18 protein-coding genes are annotated in these 16,723 nt (G+C 59.6%); 4 read left to right on the top strand and 14 right to left on the bottom strand.

Translation table 11 applies throughout. From position 1 onward, the window contains the following. Positions 1-2: 2 nt before the first annotated feature. Genes DXX99_RS01030 through DXX99_RS01020 form a run of 3 tightly spaced genes read left to right on the top strand, consistent with a single transcriptional unit; the run spans position 3 to position 2,476 of the window. Entirely contained in the window at positions 3-704 is a 702-nt protein-coding gene (locus DXX99_RS01030; protein ID WP_115791656.1) for an amino acid ABC transporter permease, read from the top strand. An 11-nt stretch (positions 705-715) separates the two neighbouring features. After that, entirely contained in the window at positions 716-1,438 is a 723-nt protein-coding gene (locus DXX99_RS01025; RefSeq protein WP_115791655.1) for an amino acid ABC transporter ATP-binding protein, read from the top strand. A gap of 15 nt (positions 1,439-1,453) precedes the next feature. After that, entirely contained in the window at positions 1,454-2,476 is a 1,023-nt protein-coding gene (locus DXX99_RS01020; protein WP_115791654.1) for a radical SAM protein, read from the top strand. Here DXX99_RS01020 and DXX99_RS01015 read toward each other — a convergent pair. The 6 genes from DXX99_RS01015 to DXX99_RS00990 form a co-directional block, all read right to left on the bottom strand. Continuing rightward, positions 2,473-4,167, bottom strand: a complete 1,695-nt coding sequence (locus DXX99_RS01015; protein ID WP_205664609.1) for a formate--tetrahydrofolate ligase — start codon at positions 4,165-4,167, stop codon at positions 2,473-2,475. The genes DXX99_RS01020 and DXX99_RS01015 overlap by 4 nt on opposite strands. 214 nt (positions 4,168-4,381) lie before the next feature. Then, positions 4,382-4,831 carry a nucleoside-diphosphate kinase gene (ndk, locus tag DXX99_RS01010; RefSeq protein WP_115791652.1) on the bottom strand — a complete coding sequence of 150 codons (450 nt, stop codon included), beginning with the start codon at positions 4,829-4,831 and terminating at the stop codon, positions 4,382-4,384. 17 nt (positions 4,832-4,848) lie between these two features. Then, positions 4,849-6,777, bottom strand: a complete 1,929-nt coding sequence (gene ftsH / locus DXX99_RS01005) for an ATP-dependent zinc metalloprotease FtsH (RefSeq protein WP_115791651.1) — start codon at positions 6,775-6,777, stop codon at positions 4,849-4,851. 117 nt (positions 6,778-6,894) lie between these two features. Next, positions 6,895-8,310 (bottom strand): tRNA lysidine(34) synthetase TilS, encoded by a 1,416-nt coding sequence (gene tilS, locus DXX99_RS01000; protein ID WP_115791650.1) that lies wholly within the window; start codon positions 8,308-8,310, stop codon positions 6,895-6,897. A gap of 13 nt (positions 8,311-8,323) precedes the next feature. Beyond that, on the bottom strand, positions 8,324-10,696 hold the full coding sequence (locus DXX99_RS00995) for a SpoIIE family protein phosphatase (RefSeq protein ID WP_165847638.1): 2,373 nt from the start codon (positions 10,694-10,696) through the stop codon (positions 8,324-8,326). Between the two features lie 61 nt (positions 10,697-10,757). After that, positions 10,758-11,669, bottom strand: a complete 912-nt coding sequence (locus DXX99_RS00990) for a Ppx/GppA phosphatase family protein (RefSeq protein WP_115791648.1) — start codon at positions 11,667-11,669, stop codon at positions 10,758-10,760. Positions 11,670-11,752: 83 nt separating this feature from the next. Between DXX99_RS00990 and hisG the strand changes: the two genes are divergently transcribed. After that, on the top strand, positions 11,753-12,625 hold the full coding sequence (gene hisG / locus DXX99_RS00985) for an ATP phosphoribosyltransferase (RefSeq protein ID WP_115791647.1): 873 nt from the start codon (positions 11,753-11,755) through the stop codon (positions 12,623-12,625). Here hisG and DXX99_RS00980 read toward each other — a convergent pair. The 8 genes from DXX99_RS00980 to spoVT form a co-directional block, all read right to left on the bottom strand. Beyond that, positions 12,622-12,954 carry an FtsB family cell division protein gene (locus DXX99_RS00980; RefSeq protein WP_115791646.1) on the bottom strand — a complete coding sequence of 111 codons (333 nt, stop codon included), beginning with the start codon at positions 12,952-12,954 and terminating at the stop codon, positions 12,622-12,624. The two genes, hisG and DXX99_RS00980, sit on opposite strands and share 4 nt — an antisense overlap. After that, positions 12,926-13,174: an RNA polymerase sigma factor gene (locus DXX99_RS00975; protein ID WP_115791645.1), complete on the bottom strand. Its 249-nt coding sequence runs from the start codon at positions 13,172-13,174 to the stop codon at positions 12,926-12,928. The genes DXX99_RS00980 and DXX99_RS00975 overlap by 29 nt, the downstream gene beginning before the upstream one ends. Positions 13,175-13,299: 125 nt before the next feature. Next, positions 13,300-13,599 (bottom strand): spore cortex biosynthesis protein YabQ, encoded by a 300-nt coding sequence (gene yabQ, locus DXX99_RS12055; protein WP_115791644.1) that lies wholly within the window; start codon positions 13,597-13,599, stop codon positions 13,300-13,302. Beyond that, positions 13,590-13,871: a YabP/YqfC family sporulation protein gene (locus tag DXX99_RS00965; RefSeq protein WP_115791643.1), complete on the bottom strand. Its 282-nt coding sequence runs from the start codon at positions 13,869-13,871 to the stop codon at positions 13,590-13,592. The genes yabQ and DXX99_RS00965 overlap by 10 nt, the downstream gene beginning before the upstream one ends. Before the next feature lie 115 nt (positions 13,872-13,986). Beyond that, positions 13,987-14,232, bottom strand: a complete 246-nt coding sequence (locus tag DXX99_RS00960) for a S4 domain-containing protein (RefSeq protein WP_115791642.1) — start codon at positions 14,230-14,232, stop codon at positions 13,987-13,989. Between the two features lie 10 nt (positions 14,233-14,242). Beyond that, positions 14,243-14,530: an HU family DNA-binding protein gene (locus tag DXX99_RS00955; protein WP_115791641.1), complete on the bottom strand. Its 288-nt coding sequence runs from the start codon at positions 14,528-14,530 to the stop codon at positions 14,243-14,245. Between the two features lie 67 nt (positions 14,531-14,597). Then, complete coding sequence (gene yabN / locus DXX99_RS00950; protein WP_115791640.1) at positions 14,598-16,094, bottom strand: bifunctional methyltransferase/pyrophosphohydrolase YabN; 1,497 nt, start codon at positions 16,092-16,094, stop codon at positions 14,598-14,600. A gap of 33 nt (positions 16,095-16,127) precedes the next feature. Further along, positions 16,128-16,679 (bottom strand): stage V sporulation protein T, encoded by a 552-nt coding sequence (gene spoVT / locus DXX99_RS00945; RefSeq protein WP_115791639.1) that lies wholly within the window; start codon positions 16,677-16,679, stop codon positions 16,128-16,130. Positions 16,680-16,723: the final 44 nt, after the last annotated feature.

Below are 16,723 nucleotides of genomic sequence, written 5' to 3'. Positions count from 1 at the left end.
CGGTGGAGTTTATCTGGCGCAATCTCCCCTATTTGCTCTTAGGAGCGGTAGAAACCTTAAAGATAACCTGCTTGGCCGTTTCCCTGGGTTGCGTTTTCGGCCTCATCGTGGGGCTAGGGAGGCTTTCCCGGAACCGGGTGATTCGCTTTCTTTCCACCTGCTACGTGGACTTCCTGCGGGGAACCCCGCTTTTGGTGCAGATCTTCATCGTCTACTTCGGCCTCCCTCAGCTATTGGAGCAGCTGCAAAGCTTCCTGGTGGAGAGCTGGGGCCTGCCCCGGCTCTTCACCAGCACCCACATCCCCGCCTTTGCCGCCGCCATTATTGCCACCAGTCTTAACAGCGGTGCCTACGTGGCCGAGATCTTCCGTGCTGGCATTCAGTCCATACCGAAAGGGCAGATGGAAGCCGCCCGCAGCCTGGGGATGACCTATCGCCAGGCCATGCGCTACGTGATTCTCCCCCAGGCCGTAAGGAACATCATCCCCCCTCTGGGGAACGAGTTCATCGCCATGCTGAAAGATACTTCCCTGCTCTCGGTGATCGGGATCGTGGAGCTCACCCGGCGGGGGCAGATCATAATTGCCAGCACCTTCCGCCCCTTCGAGATATGGCTGACCGTAGCCTTCATTTATTTGATTCTTACCTTGTCCATATCCCGTCTGGTAGACTATTGGGAGAAAAGACTGCGGGTGAGAACCTGATGTCTACAAGTATGATCGAGGTAAGGGGACTATACAAGAACTTCGGGAAGTTAGAAGTGCTGCGGGGCATCGATTGCCAGGTAGCGGCCGGCGAAGTGGTGGTGATTATCGGCCCTTCGGGTTCGGGCAAGAGCACCTTCCTGCGCTGCCTCAACCTCTTGGAGGAGCCGACGGCGGGCTCCATTATCATCGACGGGGTGGAGCTTAACAACCCCTCCACTGACATAAATCTCATTCGCCAGAAGGTGGGGATGGTCTTTCAAAGCTTCAACCTCTTCCCCCACAAGACGGCGCTGGAGAACATCGTTTTAGCTCCGATGGTGGTGAAAAAGATGTCCCGCCAGGACGCCCAGGCCAAGGCCTTCGAGCTTCTGCGCAAGGTGGGCCTGGAAGAAAAAGCCCACACCTATCCCGACCAACTTTCCGGAGGGCAGCAGCAGCGGGTAGCCATCGCCCGTGCCCTGGCTATGGAGCCTAAAGTGATGCTTTTCGACGAACCCACTTCGGCGCTCGACCCGGAGATGGTGGGAGAGGTGCTGGCTGTTATGCGGGATCTGGCTTGTGAAGGCATGACCATGGTGGTGGTAACGCACGAGATGCGCTTCGCCCGCGAGGTGGCCGACCGGGTCATCTTCATGGACGAGGGGCGAATAGTGGAAGAGGGCCCGCCGGGAAAGATCTTTCGCGAGCCGGAAAACCCCCGCACTCGCGCTTTCTTGAGCAAATTCCTGTAAAGGAGCTGCTTAAGCTTGTCGGAGTTTGTTTTCCCCGGCCTATCCGAAGAGCGCTTCGACTGGCTACAACTGGAAGTAACCTCTTACTGCAACGCTTCGTGCCTCTATTGTCCCCGCACCGTATACCGGGAACAGTGGGACAACCGGCATCTGCCGGAGGCTTTGTGGCAAAAACTCATACCGGTCTTTCCCCGCACAGACCTGGTCTATCTCCAGGGCTGGGGGGAGCCGCTTTTGTACCCGGAGTTCTTCAACCTGGCCCGGAAGGTACGCGAGGCGGGAAGCCAGGTGGGTTTTACCACCAACGGCATGCTGCTCGACCGGCCGAAGATGGAGCTCATCCTGGATCTCGAGTTTTATGTGGTGGCTTTTTCCTTGGCTGGCATCCGCCGCAACGACACAGTGAGGCGCGGGACCAAGCTCGAGCAGGTGCTAAGCGCTTTGGAAGCCTTGGCCTCGCTCCGGGAAAGGCGGGGGCTTAAATACCCCCGCCTGCACGTGGCCTACATGCTTCTGCGCCCCGATCTGGAAGAGCTGCCGGAGGTACCTCGCTTGCTGGCCGCTCGGGGAGCCGATGAGGTAGTGATCAGCACCCTGGATTTCGTCCCCTCGCCGGAGCTGGAAGGGGAAGCCCTTCTGCCCAAAGACAAAAGGGAGCTGCGGCAGGTAAAACGCTACTTGACGCTCGCGGTCAAGGCCGGGCGCAAGGCAGGGATAGCCGTCCACTACCACCTGCCTTACCCCTGGAAACGACGTCTCTACTGCACGGAAAACGTCTTGCGGGCAGCTTTTATAGGCGTTAAGGGCACGGTCGCCCCCTGCACTTTTACCAACCTACCGGTGACAACCGCGCCCTCCTTTGTCCGCCAGAGCGAGATCCTAACTTACGAGCCGCTCATTCTAGGGGATCTCAACCACAACTCCTGGGAAGAAATCTGGTCCAGTCCCCTTTACCAGACCTTCCGCGCCTCCTTCCGGAAGAAAGAACTCTTCCCTCCCTGCCGCGAGTGCCCCAAGCTCTGGGGCGAGACCGTTTAGAAAAGCCCCACCGTGCGCCCCTGTTCGTCGATATCCACCTTGAAAGCTGCCGGCTGCGAAGGCAGCCCCGGCATGGTCCGCATGGCTCCCGCCAGCGGATAGAGGAAGCCCGCTCCTACGGAAGCCCGAATGTCGCGGATGGGAAAGATGTAGTCGCGCGGCACGTTCTTGAGGCTGGGGTCGTGCGAGATGGAGAGGTGAGTCTTGGCCATGCAGATGGGGAGGTGTCCCCAACCGTGCTCCTCGAAAAGGGCAATCTTTTTCTCGGCCAGCGGCTCGTAGCGAACTCCAGCCGCATTGTAAACCTTGGTGGCCAGGATCTCGATCTTCTCCTTAATGCTCAGGTGGTCGGGATAAAGGAACTGGAAATTGGTGGGCTTCTCGCAGGCCTCGACCACCGCCTTGGCCAGATCGATGGCCCCGGCGCCGCCGTCAGCCCACACCGTGATGGGGTAGGCGCCCTCCGCTCCCGCCTCCAGTGCTTTCTGACGTATCGCTTCGATCTCCGCCGGCGTGTCGGTGGTGAACTGGTTTATGGCCACCAACACAGGGACGCCGAAGTACTTGGCGATCTTGATCATGTGGGCCAGGTTCTCGCAGCCTCTCTCCACCGCCGGCACATTCTCCTTGAGAATCTCGTCTGGCAGGGGCTTGCCTGCCACCACGTTGCCCACGCCGCCGTGCATCTTGAGCGCCCGCACCGTGCAGGTTACCACCACGCAGTTAGGCCGGAGCCCGGAGTAGCGGCACTTGATGTTCATAAACTTTTCCATCCCCAGGTCAGCCCCAAAGCCGCTCTCGGTCACCACGTAGTCGGCCAGCTTAAGGGCGATCATATCCGCCAGGATAGAACACTGGCCGTGGGCTATATTGGCGAAGGGACCGGCATGCATGATGCAAGCCTGCCCTTCCAGGGTCTGGACCAGGTTAGGTTTGATGGCCTCCTTGAGAATGACGGTCATAGCGCCGGCAGCCCTCAGATCTTCCGCCGTCACGGGCTTGCCGGAGTAACTGTAACCGACGACGATCCTTCCCAGCCTTTTCCTCAGATCATGAAGCCCGGTGGTGAGGGCCAAGATGGCCATCACTTCCGAGGCCACCGTAATATCGAAGCCCGTTTCCCGAGGATAGCCGTTCTCCCGGCCACCCAATCCGATGACTATCTGGCGCAAAGCCCGATCGTTGACATCAACCACCCGGGGCCACATAATGCTCAGGGGATCGAGGCCCAAAGGGTTGCCGTGCAGGATGGAGGCATCGATCATTGCCGCCAAGAGGTTGTGCGCCTGACCCACGGCGTGGATGTCACCGGTGAAGTGGATGTTGATGTCCTCCATAGGAACCACCTGAGAGTAGCCCCCACCTGCCGCCCCTCCCTTTATGCCAAAGACGGGACCCATAGAAGGCTGGCGCAGGGTGCAGATGGCTTTCTTTCCCAGTCTTCCTAAGGCCTGGGTAAGACCGATGGTGGTCACCGTCTTTCCCTCGCCCAACGGTGTCGGAGTGATGGCGGTGACGTCAATGTACTTGCCGTTGGGCCGGTCGCGAAACTTCTCCAGCACTTCCAACCGGATCTTGGCCTTGTACCGCCCGTAATATTCAATGTCCTCCTCGTCCAAACCTATGGAAGCGGCGATGTCTTTTATGGGGATGAGTTTGTGCGCCTGGGCTATTTCTAGATCGCTGGGCACCTGACGCATGAATCGCTACTCCCCCTTCGGCAAGGATATTTTCGGTCCCAACTACTATAGCAAGTTTCTGTCATCCGCCTCCAGACCCAGCCCTTCAAAAGGCGCGCTCGTCCGATCAAGCGCTAAAAAGGGAGGCCGAACGGTTGGAAAAAGAAGTGAGGGGGTGGAATGCAGCACCCCCTCTTAAACCCCAAAGGGCAGGCTCTCCCGGCGGTCATTCGTAGATCCAAACGTCCAGGTTGCGCTCGTAGGCCACCAGCTCCTCCGGGGAGAAAAAGAGGTTTATCTCCCGCTCGGCGGTGGCCGGGGAGTCGGAGCCGTGCACCACGTTGCGCCCGATATCTATGCCGTAAGTGCCTCGGATGGTGCCGGGAAGGGCCTTCTGCGGGTCAGTGGCCCCCATCATTTCCCGCACCGCCGCCACCACGTTCTTCCCCTCCCACACCATGGCCACCACCGGCCCGGAGGTGATGTAGCTTATGAGCCCAGGGAAGAAGGGCTTACCTCGGTGCTCGGCGTAGTGCCTCTCGGCCATTTCCGGGGTCAGGCGCAGCATCTTGAGCCCTACGAGTTTATACCCCCGCTTCTCCAAACGGCTTATGATCTCCCCCACCAGGCCTCGCTGCACCCCGTCGGGCTTTACCATGACGAAGGTTCTCTCCACGCTCCATTCAAACCTCCTTAACTCGAGCTAGTTTGGGGTTGAGGTTTTATGGTCACGGCCGGCTCTGGTCTGACGGCGGGTAGAGGCTCTTCCGCCTTGTCCTCCTCTTTGCGGAAAGAAACCTGAGGTACGGCCTTCTCCTCCCGCCCCTCCACCAGGGCCAGGAACTCACTGGCTTCCAGCGTCTCCCTTTCGAAGAGGGCCCGGGCCACCCTCTCGAGTTTCTCTCTATTCTCTATCAGCAGATTCTTGGCCCGCTCGTAACAGGACTCGATTATCCTCCGCACCTCCCGGTCGATGGCCGAGGCCACCTCCTCGCTGTAGTTGCGGTCCCGCGCCAGATCTCTGCCCAGGAAGGGAGTGTCGTGCTTGTAGCCGAAGGTCAGGGGCCCCAGCTCGTCGCTCATGCCGTACTCCATCACCATCCGCCGGGCAATCTCTGTGGCTCGCTCCAAGTCGTTCTGGGCCCCGGTGCTAACCTCCCCCAGCATGAGGTCCTCCGCCACCCGGCCCCCCAGCAGCATGGTTATCTGGTCCAGCAGCTGGGAGCGGGTCATGTAGTAGCGGTCCTCCTCTGGCAAGAGCAGCGTGTAGCCCCCGGCCCGCCCGCGCGGGATGATGGATATCTTGTGCACAGGGTCGGTGTGAGGCAGAAGGTAGCCTAGCAGGGCGTGTCCCGCTTCGTGGTAAGAGACCAGCCACTTCTCCCGCTCACTTATGACCCGTGACTTTTTCTCCGGACCGGCGATCACCCGCTCGATGGCGTTTTCGAAGTCCTCCATGTGGATCCGCTTGCGGTTACGGCGGGCGGCCAGAAGCGCCGCCTCGTTCACCACGTTGGCCAAGTCCGCACCGCTGAAACCGGGTGTGCGCCGGGCTAAGACGTCCAAATCCACGTCCTCCGCCAGCGGCTTGCCCCGGGTGTGCACGCGCAGGATAGCCTTGCGCCCGTTTATGTCGGGCATATCCACCACTATCTGCCGGTCAAAGCGCCCCGGCCGCAGAAGGGCCGGGTCGAGAATATCCGGCCGGTTGGTCGCCGCGATGACAATGATTCCCTCGTTGGGGCTGAAGCCGTCCATTTCCACCAGCAGTTGGTTCAGGGTTTGTTCCCGCTCGTCGTGCCCGCCGCCCAGGCCCGCCCCCCGCTGGCGCCCCACGGCGTCTATCTCGTCGATGAAGACGATACAGGGGGCGTTTTTCTTAGCCTGCTCGAAGAGGTCGCGCACCCGCGCCGCACCTACGCCGACGAACATTTCTACAAAGTCGGAACCGCTGATGCTGAAGAAGGGAACCCCTGCCTCGCCGGCCACTGCCCGCGCGATGAGAGTCTTGCCCGTGCCCGGCGGCCCGTAAAGTAGCACGCCTTTAGGGATACGGGCGCCCAGTTCGCTGAACTTGCGCGGGTTTTTCAAAAACTCCACTATTTCCTGCAGCTCTTCCTTGACCTCGTCTATGCCCGCCACGTCATCAAAGGTGACCCGCTTGCGGTCATCGGGGGTATGAAGCCTGGCCCGGCTTTTTCCGAAGGACATCACCCGGTTGCCCCCTCCCTGGGCTTGTTGCATCATGTAAAAGAAGATTCCCAAGACCAGCAGCATGGGCAGAATGGCCAGAATAAGGTTGGACCACCAGCCGGTCTGCGGAGAGGGCTGCTGCTCTATGGTTACCTTCTTGGACTCAAGCAGGGGCAGGAGCGTGTTGTCGAAGATCGGCCCTACCGTCTCGAACTTGCTCCCGTCCTTCTTCTTCCCCGTGATGTAGTTGACCGAGTTCTCAGTCCGGATGGTTACCTCCTTTACCTCCCCCTGGGCTACCGCCTCCCGGAAAGCCGAGTAGGTGAGGTGCTCCGAGGGCGAGGAGACCGGCGTAGCGTACCGGAGAAGGGCCACCACCCCCAGGACCAGTAAGAGATATATGACCAGACTCTTAAGCCACCTCGGCAAAAGCTTTCCTACCTCCTACAAGGTTTCGGGATAACCCCTTTAACTAAAAAATTATACCGCATTTTTGGAACTCTGATAAAGCACTTCTAAAGCTTTGTTTCGCCAACAGCCAACTTTTCACCTGCCTCCGGTATCATTTTCCTGCGCCGAAAAAGGATAAAGCCGGAGGTGAAGGCCCACACGAGTCTCCGGCTTCACCGCAACCCTGGCACTTATCCTCACTCCTCCCACCCAGACTATGCCCTCGGCATCTTCCACCAGGGGCAGGCGATCCCGCTTGTAGCGGGGGATCTTTTGATTTATAAGGAAGCTTTTGAGTTTGACCGGCGCCGGATAGCCAAAGGGGTGAAAGCGATCTCCCGGCAGCCGGCGCCTCACCCGCAAAGGGGGAACCAGCGCTTCCCAGTCCAGCAGAGCCTCGGTAGAGGGAAGTCTGCGGGGGTCGCCTAACTCCCAAGGCGCAATCAGACGGGCCTCCAGAAGCAGGCCAACCTCGGGCAGGTAGGTGATCCCCGGAACCCTTAAGGGGTAGGCGTAAAAGGGCACAGGAGAGAACTCTGCCTGGGGAGGAAGAAAGACCAGGGAATCGTATTCCCGCACCACCCTCACGTTCTTGGGCAAAGAAAGCTCCTTTCCGGCCGGACGGTAAAACCATTGCCTCACCGCCTCCACGTGCTCGAAGGGGAGCTCCGTCCCCACTAACTCCCGGTAGGCCAGCCGCACCACCCGCCTGGCCAGAGCCAGGGGAAGGGCCTTCAGCGGCTCTAAAGCCAAGCTAAGGCCTTCCTCCCCTTCCCGCCGCAATTCCTGGTAAGCTCTGCGCGCCTCTCTTTCCAGAAACTCGTCTTCTTCCCGGATTATTTCCGCTAGGCGGCAAAGGACCTCCACTATGGAGGGGTTGTACTCCCGCGCCAGTAGGGGAAGCAGTTGGTGGCGAATGCGGTTGCGGGTGTACTCCAGCGACCAGTTGGAGAGATCGTAGCAGGGTTTAAGCCCCCGCCACCGGCAGTAAGCTTCTATCTCTGCCCGCCGCACACGCAAAAGAGGCCTTATAAAGGGACCGCGCACCGGCAGAATCCCTTTAAGCCCGGAAAGTCCCGCGCCGCGCAGGAGATGCAAAAGTAGCGTTTCCGCCTGGTCGTCAGCCTGGTGCCCCAGGGCTATCCTGTTGGCTCCAACCTCCCCAGCCACCCCCAGCAAGAAGCGGTAGCGTAGCTCCCGCGCGGCGGCCTCTATGGAAAGCTTGCTTTGCCGCGCGTGCTCCTTCACATCAACCCTGTCCAGAAAAAAGGGGAGGCCATACTTCTGGGCCAACTCGGAGACCATGGCTGCCTCCGCTTCCGCCTCCGCCCGCAGGCCGTGGTGCAGGTGTGCCACGTAAAGGGAAAGCCTCTTTTCCTCCCGCAGGCGACAGAGGAGATCGAGCAGGGCCACGGAATCCGGTCCTCCCGATACCCCTACCACCACCTTATCGCCGGGGAGGAGCATGTGCCACTCTTCCACGGCGGCCTTGAACACGGGAAGAAGGTCCAAAAGTCCCAACTCCTCAGGCTGATAGTAGCCGGGCCGCTACCACCGTAGCATCGTCCTGTAGGCGGCCGCCCCCCGCCAGCCGGGCGCGGTCGAGGAGGAACTTCCCTACTGATTCCGGATCTTCCTCCTTAAGCTCCTGCAAAACTTCCGCCCACCAGGTCTCTTTATTCTCCCCCCGGTAAGCTTCCAAAAGGCCGTCGGAGACCAGCACCACCAGGTCGCCGGGGCGGAGCTCCCGCTCCACCACCACCACGTCGATGGGGCTCAAAATCCCCGCCGGTAGAGAAGGTTCCCTTATTATTTCTACCACACCGTCGCGGCGGTAGACAAATCCTGGAGATGCCCCTATCTTCACCCACTTGAGCTTACCCGTGTAGAGGTCCACCACCGCCATGTCCAGGGTGGCAAAGCCGTCCCCCGGTGAGCGGAAGAGAATGAGGGAATTGGCAAGTTTCACCGCCAGCTCCTCGTCAAAGCCAGCCTGCAGCAAGAGTTCTAGCAAAGAGACCGCCGTAGCGCTCTCCATCGCCGCCCCCGTTCCGCTTCCCATGCCGTCGCTCAGGACCAAGGCGCAGCGCCCGCCGGGCAAGGAAATAGTGGTGTAAGTATCGCCGGAAACCCGGTTTAGGCTTGCGCTCGCCGCCCCCAGGGCCAAGCGGTAGCGCAGGGAAGGGTAAAGTACGAAGCGGCACTCCTCTGTCCCACGGCGCAAAGGGCAGTTGGCGTAGGCCACGGCGTAGGGCCAGCGGGCCACCCGGGACACCAGGTCGGCCATATCGCGCTGGCAGAAGAACTCGCCCCGGCAAGCCCGAGCCACCACCTCCACCTCCACCCGGCCGTCCGGGCGCAGGTGGACGTTCAGTTCCTTTACCCGCAGCCCGCCGGAAGCCACCAAGCGTAGGAGTTCCTCTTCCACTACCGCCGCCCGCTTGAGGTTCTCCCCTAACTCCCCCACAAAGCTTTGCAGTGCGCGGGCAAAGCCCTGGAATTGCTCCGCCACCACCGCCCGGCTTTCTCCCACCTTGCGGCACCAGAAGCGGTTGGTTCGGTAGAGCTCCCAGAGGAGGGAAAGGGTGAGGGTGAGGTCGGAGAGGCGCACGCACCTCTGTGCAAAGTAGGGAGGAAACCCCTCCGGGCCAATGCTCCCCTTGCGGCGGATAATACTTAGGGCCTCGCGGTACAAAGCCCGTGTTTGCTCCCCTTCCCTTTCCCAGCAGACCTTGAAAAGGGGGCAATGGGAGCAGACCCGGTTCTTGGCCTCCTCCACGATCTCCTCCTCCCCCTTCGGCAGCACCGGCCGACTCTCGCGCTCGGCGACGCTGAAGGTGGCCGCCAACTCTTGATAGACTCTAGACCAGCTATCAAGCCGCCTGGTCACCCAGGAATCGAGCCGGACCAAGTTTTGGCCGGAAGGAAGCGAGGCACCGGCATAGGCCGCCCGCAGGCCAGCATACCAATGCATTGGTATTAGTAGGTAAAGCACTATGGAGAGCCCGGTCTCGGCCACAATCGCAGTTAGTGCCTCCAGGCTGGTCGAGTCGGGTAGCACCAGCAGGACGTTGCCCAAACCAAACCCCAAGATCTGGCCCACTCGGCCGAAGCTTCGGAAACTGCCCGCCAAAAGGCCGATAAAGGCGTAGTTAGGGATCGCCTGAGAAAGGGGGGAAAAGGAAAGGCCCGGTATGGCTCCCAGAAGCGCCCCTACCGCCGCACCGGCTCCGGCCCCTCCTGCCTGGGCCGCCAGTAAAAGGCTGAGTCGGGTGAGTATCCCTTTGAGCGAGACCACCCCCCAGGAGATTCCCCCCGCACCCGCTATGATTCCGGCTCCCAGGATGGAAAGGCAGAAGAGTTCCTCTACCGAGAGGTTAAACCCCTTCTCCCGCCAAGCGGTAAGCCCCCGCAGGAAAAGGTAGGTGAGGACGCCGGTGAAAAGTCCTTCGAAGAGGAGGCTTATGTACCCGTGTGGCGTAGGATGACCTAAAACCAAAAAGAAAGAGCGTAGAACAAGGCTGCTTGCTCCCACCAACAGGGAGGTGTTCAGCGGCTGGCGCAAAGGTCCGGCCGGTACCACCCCCAATATAAGAGCAGTGCCCAGCAAAGTTATCGCTCCGGTCAAGCGCCCCTCAGGGGCTAAGGACCAGAACTCCCCCAGAAGGACTGCCGGCCACACCGGCCAAAAGTTCCAGCCGAAGACCAAAGTCACCGCCGCCGCGTAGGCCGGGCCAAAAGGGGTCAGGTGGTTCAAAAGCAGAGCCCGGCCCAGGAAGAGACCTATCGAGTAAAGAACCAGGTGTTTCCAAAGGCTCTCCGGTGCTTTCGCCTTCACCCCCTTGACTTTAGGGATGGTAGCAGGACCCGCCACTCTAAGTCGCCCTCTAGCTGGCAAAGTATCACCTCCGCCTTGCCCTTTACCCGGGAATTATAACTGGCGGAGGTGGAAATGATTGTCAAATAAGGTTGGGTTCCTTTCCAACCCCTTCGACACACCCAGCAGCTGCCAAGGCCACGCCCCAAAGAAGGTCGTGTTCACTCACCGTGAGGAAAGGAAGCCGGGTGAGCTCCAGCACTGCCACGACAATAGCCGTCCCGGCTACAATGATATCCGCCCTTTCGGGTGCCAGCCCCGGAACTCGTCGCCGCTCCTCCAGAGAAAGCCCTTTTAGGTAAGCATAGAGCTCCTTCGTCTGGGCCGCGGTCAAGCGCTGGCCGTGAACGCAACCCGGATAGTACTCTTTCACCCCTCCAGCTATGGCCGCTAGGGTAGTAACCGTTCCACCGGTAGCCACCAACTCCTTCCGACCAAGCCGGGAAAGAAGAGGAGCCAGCTTCTCCTTGGTCTTTTCGAGGTACTCCTCTTCCCGAGCCTCCAGGGTCAGGCGCACCGCTCCAAGCGGTAGGCTCGCAAGCTTAAGCTTCCCGCGCTCCTGCCAGATGAACTCCGTGCTCCCGCCACCCAGATCCATTACCAGAGCATTGCGCGGCGAAAGAGAGGGCATCCCGGCGAGCACGCCGCGAAAGGTGTAAAAGGCTTCTTCCTCTCCGGAGAGCACCTGGAGCTCCAGCTTGGTGGCCTGCTTAAAGAGGCGACAGAACTCCTCCCGGTTGGCCGCCTCCCGCACGGCACTGGTGGCCACCGGCGCCACGATCTCCGCTCCCGCCACCTCTGCCCTACGCCAGAAGGCCACAACTGCCGCCAGAGTGCGGGCCATAGCCCGCTCCCCCAGCCGGCCCGAGGTCATCTCCTCCCCCAACCGGGTGATCTTGAGGTCGGCCTCGAGCAGCTGGGCCTTACCGCAGGCGACCTCAGCCAGCAGGTAGCGGGTGGAATTGGTCCCCACATCGATAACGGCCACGCGCATTTTCTCCCCCCTTGACCAGAGCGATCCCCCTTGGTTAATATTACAGGAGCCTGAGTTCAGCCGATTTTAGGAGGAGAAAGAACGTGAAAAAGTTGCGGCTCGGCCTGCCCAAGGGCAGCCTGCAGGAAGCCACCTTTAAACTGTTCGAGCGGGCGGGTTACCATATAACCGCCACGGGGCGCTCTTACTATCCCCACATCGACGACCCGGAAATAGAAGTGGTACTGCTGCGGGCCCAGGAAATTCCCCGCTACGTGGCCGAGGGGGTGCTGGATGCGGGCCTGAGCGGCTACGACTGGATTCAGGAAAACGAGGTCGACGTGGTGGAAGTGGCCGAACTGGTCTACTCTAAGCAATCGCGCCGCCCGGTCCGGCTGGTGCTGGCCGTGGCCCAGGATAGCCCCTTTAAAGAAGTGAAAGACCTGGAAGGAAAGCGCATCGCCACGGAGTTCGTGCGCCTTACCAAGCGTTTCCTGGCCGCACACGGGGTCAACGCCACGGTGGAGTTCTCCTACGGGGCCACCGAGGCTAAGGTACCGGACGTGGTGGACGCCATCGTAGACCTCACCGAGACGGGGAGCTCGCTTAAAGCGCACAACCTGCGCATCCTGGCCACCATCATGGAGTCTACGCCGCGCCTTCATGCCAACCGGCAGGCCTGGAACGACCCCTGGAAACGAGCCAAACTGGAGAAGCTGGCCCTCCTGCTCAAAGGAGCCATCGCGGCCTACTCCAAGGTGGGACTGAAGATGAACGTCCCGGGAGATAAGCTTCCCGATGTTCTGGCTATCCTGCCCGCCATGAAACACCCCACCGTCTCCCCTCTGCACAACGGTAACTGGGTGGCCGTGGAAGTGGTGATAGATGAACACCAAGTAAGAGACCTCATACCGGCCCTCAAGGCAGCCGGCGCCCAAGATATTATCGAGTACCCGCTCAACAAAGTGATACCTTAAGGTGTATTCTGGCTCCGCTGCGGGGGAGGCTCCACCACCACCGGAGTTTCTCCCGCTTTTATCATACCTAGGCGCTGGCGGGCTAGCTGTTCCAGAGCGCGATCCGACTGGAGGAGCTTCACCTTTTCCCACAGCTCGCTGTTGCGCTCCTTGAGGGTATTCAGCTCCTGCTCCGCACGCGCCAGACTCTGCTCCATCACCCGCAGTTGCCTCATCTGCCCCCCCGTCACTACCAGAAGATAAACCAGGAAGATGACGAAGAGCAGAGTGGGCAGCCGCCCGTAATTGAAGCGTTTCTTTTTAGCCTTCTTCGCCGCGGGCTTCTTCATCCTCCTCTTCCCCCTCCACAGGCAGAAGAACCTGGCCCGGCAAGATCACTACCACTTCGTACCCCTTCTGGCGGGCCCGGTGCAAAAGGGTGGTAACCGTTGAAGGGCTCAAACCGAGCTTCTTAGCAATTATCTCGGTAGGGTAGCCCATTTCCTTTAGGACTACTACCTGCCGCTCCCGGAAGCTTAAGCGCTCCATCTTGCGGAGCTCTATACGCAAAGTTACTCACCCTGGCTTATCAGCTAAATTTATCCACAGAGTTATCCCCGCTATCCACAATCTAAGGACAAAACTATTACAAATCCAGTTCGTTGGAGGGGGAGCAAATTCCTGCTAAGAAATTCCTACACCTTACCCCGTTTGTTGCCGGGCAGCAGGCGCCGGCAGAACCTAAGGTAGAAGAGGAGACCCAGTGCCATCCCCAGGAAGAGGTACAACCTCAGTTCCCGCGTTAAGCCCCAAAAAAGAAAAACTGCGAGGGTGGCCGTGAAGAGAAGCCAAAAAAGGGCATCGCCCGCCGCTCTGGACCTCAGCCGTCTTTTCCCAACTCGTCTGCTCACAAGAGAGCACAAGTCATAAAGTAGACCGCCCCACCAGCCCAAGAGCAAACTCCAGAGGAATTCCCGCCAGGGGCCTAGCGCCATAACCGGTCCCACAACCTGCGCCAGTCCTTTCGTGAAACCGCCGTCTGACCCTCGACATAGACGACTCCGGAGAAGTTGCCTTCCACTACCAGCCTTCCCGTCTCCAGGTTGAGTTCGGTGATCTGCAACCCTTCCCCCTTAAGCAAGAGTTGCCCCATAAGGGTGTCAGCCCTTATCTCGGTGTCGGAAAAGGTGCCCACCTGCCGCACCCCTTCTGCCACCAAGCGCTTTCTTTCCTGAAGGGTGATGGTGTGCCGGCCAGCTCCCTCCATTTTCTCACCCCCCTCGCCTAATTTTTATGGTCAAACCCCTTCTCCCTAGACCTAGGCCCGAAAAACTAAAAGGGCCGTGGGAAACACGGCCCTTTTGCAAAAGAACTGGCCCGACCTAATCCAGCAGGCGGTATAGCGCCGCCTCCTCTCCACCCCGGCGACGCGGCACTTCCACCGCCAGCACTTCTAAACGCAAAAGCTTACCTCCAAAGTTGAGGGTGATAATGTCTCCCTTTTTCACCCGCGTGGCCGGTTTGGCAGTTCGGCCGTTGACCGTAACCAACCCTTCCCGCAGCGCCTGGTTAGCCACCGCCCGGCGGGTGATGAGGCGCGCCTCTTTAAGAAACTTGTCGATACGCACGCGTCACGACTTACTTGCCCGAGCCAGGAGAAATGGCTGCCTTCAGCGCCTTCCCCGCCCGGAAGACGGGAACCTTGCAAGCCGCTATCTCGATCTCGGCTCCCGTCTGGGGATTGCGCCCCTTGCGGGCGGCCCGCTCGCGCACCTCAAAGGTGCCGAAGCCGACCAGCTGCACCTTATCCCCGCGGGCCAGGGCCTCGGCTATGGCATCGAAAACTGCCGTTACGGCCTTCTCGGCGTCCTTCTTGGTCATCTCGGCCTTCTCGGCCACTTGGGCCACTAGGTCCGACTTATTCATGAACATCCCTCCCGACAAGCTTGAAATTTTGCTACTCTTTATTTCGCCTTGCCCCTTTCTTTTCCTCCTACTTCGGGGGCCTCTTCCGGCGATTTTTTAACTTTTTCTTGGCTTCCTCCCAGAAGGTATCGAGCAATTCTATGCCAGCTTCTTCCAGCTTCACTCCCGAAGCCTTAGCCCGCTCCTCCACATAGCGAAATCGTTCGACAAACTTGTCCACGCTCCGGTGCAAAGCCTCCTCCGCCTCTATCCCCAAGAGACGCGCCACGTTCACCGCCGCAAAGAGCAGGTCCCCCACCTCCAGCACCAGATCCTCAGTACGCAGCCCCACCTGGCGCTCTATTTCCTTTAATTCCTCTCTCACCTTATCCGCCGCGCCCCGCCAGTCCTTCCAGTCGAAGCCTACCCGCGCCGCCCGGCGTTGCACTTGGGAAGCACGCAGCAGGGCAGGGAGGCTACGCGATTCAAGCCCATCCATCAAAGAGGTCCGTTCCTTCTTTTCCCTCTGCTTTATCTTTTCCCAGCTCCTAATGACACCCAAGGCCCCACCCGTCACTTTTTCTTCTCCGAAGACGTGGGGATGGCGGGCGATCATCTTCTGGGTAATACCCCGTACCACGTCATCTAGGTTGAACCGACCGGCCTCCGCTGCAATCTGGCAGTGGAAAACAATTTGCAGCAATAAGTCTCCCAACTCTTCACACAAGTTATGCGGATCTTCTTCCACCCGGTCTATGGCCTCCAGCACCTCGTAGGTCTCTTCCAGGAGGTACTTTTTGAGGCTCTGGTGCGTCTGTTCTCTGTCCCAGGGGCATCCTTTCTCTCCCCGTAGCTCTGCCAAGACCTGAGCTAGGGGTGCTAAGGAAAAGCGCGGCGCAAAAGAGGTGGCCAATGGGGGAAGATAGATGCTGGTTAGGTGATCGAAAGGCATGCGGTCAAGAAGAGAAAGAGGGAGAGTTTCCTTTCGCTCCTCTCCGGGGATCCCCGCCGCTCGTACCCAGGTGACGGGGTGCTCAGGGGGATAGCTTTCCAGCAGGAAGACCTTCACCTCAGAGGCCACCAGGCGGCTATAAGTCTGCATGACCACGGTAGGTAGGGAGGGACAGAGGCGCGCGCTAAACTCCGGATCCAGAGCGTCTAAGACCACCAAGCCCTCGCCCGGGCTTAAGTTTAGGGTCACCAGGAGGGCGTCGAGAAAGCTAGGAGCGGGTAGGATCTCCAGTTCTACCCCTCGTTCCGGCGCATACTTTAACAAGAGGCGGGAAGGCTCTTCGGCTACCAGGGGATGGCCGGGAACGGCATAGAGCACCTCCCCCTCCCTTCCAGCTGCTTCCACCAGGGTTTCCACTATGCGCCGGTAAACGGCAGGAAAGCTCTCTTCTTCCTCGTAAAAGGAATCGAAGGAAGTAAAATTTATCCCTTCCGCCCGTAACCGCGGTACTAGAGGGTGCTTTTCGGTACGCAAAAAAATAAGTCCCCCGCGACGCAGGCGCGCCAGCACGCCGAGGGGGAGTGCATCCCAGCTACCAGGCCCCAGCCCGCATATAACTATCCTGCCGGCCATAAGGTCTTTGTCCCAACCACCTCCGGCTTTCTTTTAAGCCATCTGCTTGGCCAGGAAAGAGGCTGCCGTTTCCGCCAGTTTAAGCTCCAACTCTCCCATCTTGACCCCTTCCTCGCGGGAAGCCAAGATAACCGCTCCTATGGGATCCCCTTCGGAGACTATGGGAGCTATCACAGCGGCCACGAAGTTCCCCTCTTCTTCCGCAAGCAGCCCCTCCTGGCACAGGGGATCGCCGGGGCAGTTCACCACCACCGCCTTGCGCCCTTCCATCACCTTCTCTACTGCCGAGCCTATGGGCTTGTTCAGAAACTCTTTTTTGGGGCTGCCTGCCACCGCCACCACAGTGTCCCGGTCGGTTATAAGTGCTATGTGCCCCACTGCCTCATAAAGCGACTCAGCGTACTCCTTGGCGAAGTCGCCCAAATCCCCAATAGGGGAGTACTTTTTGAGGATAACCTCGCCGTCTCGGTCGACGAAGATCTCCAAGGGATCCCCTTCCCTGATCCTGAGCGTTCTTCTGATTTCCTTCGGGATCACCACCCTGCCCAGATCGTCGATTCTTCTCACGATTCCCGTCGCCTTCATCGCCCTTCTCCTAACCTCCTTGTTCGGCATCCTCTCCACCACAC

The organism is Ammonifex thiophilus (genome assembly GCF_003368535.1).
In the GTDB taxonomy this organism is placed as follows: domain Bacteria; phylum Bacillota; class Desulfotomaculia; order Desulfotomaculales; family Ammonificaceae; genus Ammonifex; species Ammonifex thiophilus.
Note: the sequence above shows the minus strand (reverse complement) of the source record. Positions and strands in the feature narration are given on the sequence as shown.

What these genes read in the sequence shown, in the direction of transcription:
- yabN (WP_115791640.1), bottom strand. Translation starts at nt 16,094, where the DNA reads ATGGCCGGCAGGATAGTTATATGCGGGCTGGGGCCTGGTAGCTGGGAT.
- DXX99_RS00965 (WP_115791643.1), bottom strand. Translation starts at nt 13,871, where the DNA reads ATGGAGGGAGCTGGCCGGCACACCATCACCCTTCAGGAAAGAAAGCGC.
- DXX99_RS01025 (WP_115791655.1), top strand. Translation starts at nt 716, where the DNA reads ATGATCGAGGTAAGGGGACTATACAAGAACTTCGGGAAGTTAGAAGTG.
- DXX99_RS00980 (WP_115791646.1), bottom strand. Translation starts at nt 12,954, where the DNA reads ATGAAGAAGCCCGCGGCGAAGAAGGCTAAAAAGAAACGCTTCAATTAC.
- DXX99_RS00955 (WP_115791641.1), bottom strand. Translation starts at nt 14,530, where the DNA reads ATGAATAAGTCGGACCTAGTGGCCCAAGTGGCCGAGAAGGCCGAGATG.
- DXX99_RS00990 (WP_115791648.1), bottom strand. Translation starts at nt 11,669, where the DNA reads ATGCGCGTGGCCGTTATCGATGTGGGGACCAATTCCACCCGCTACCTG.
- yabQ (WP_115791644.1), bottom strand. Translation starts at nt 13,599, where the DNA reads ATGGCGCTAGGCCCCTGGCGGGAATTCCTCTGGAGTTTGCTCTTGGGC.
- spoVT (WP_115791639.1), bottom strand. Translation starts at nt 16,679, where the DNA reads ATGAAGGCGACGGGAATCGTGAGAAGAATCGACGATCTGGGCAGGGTG.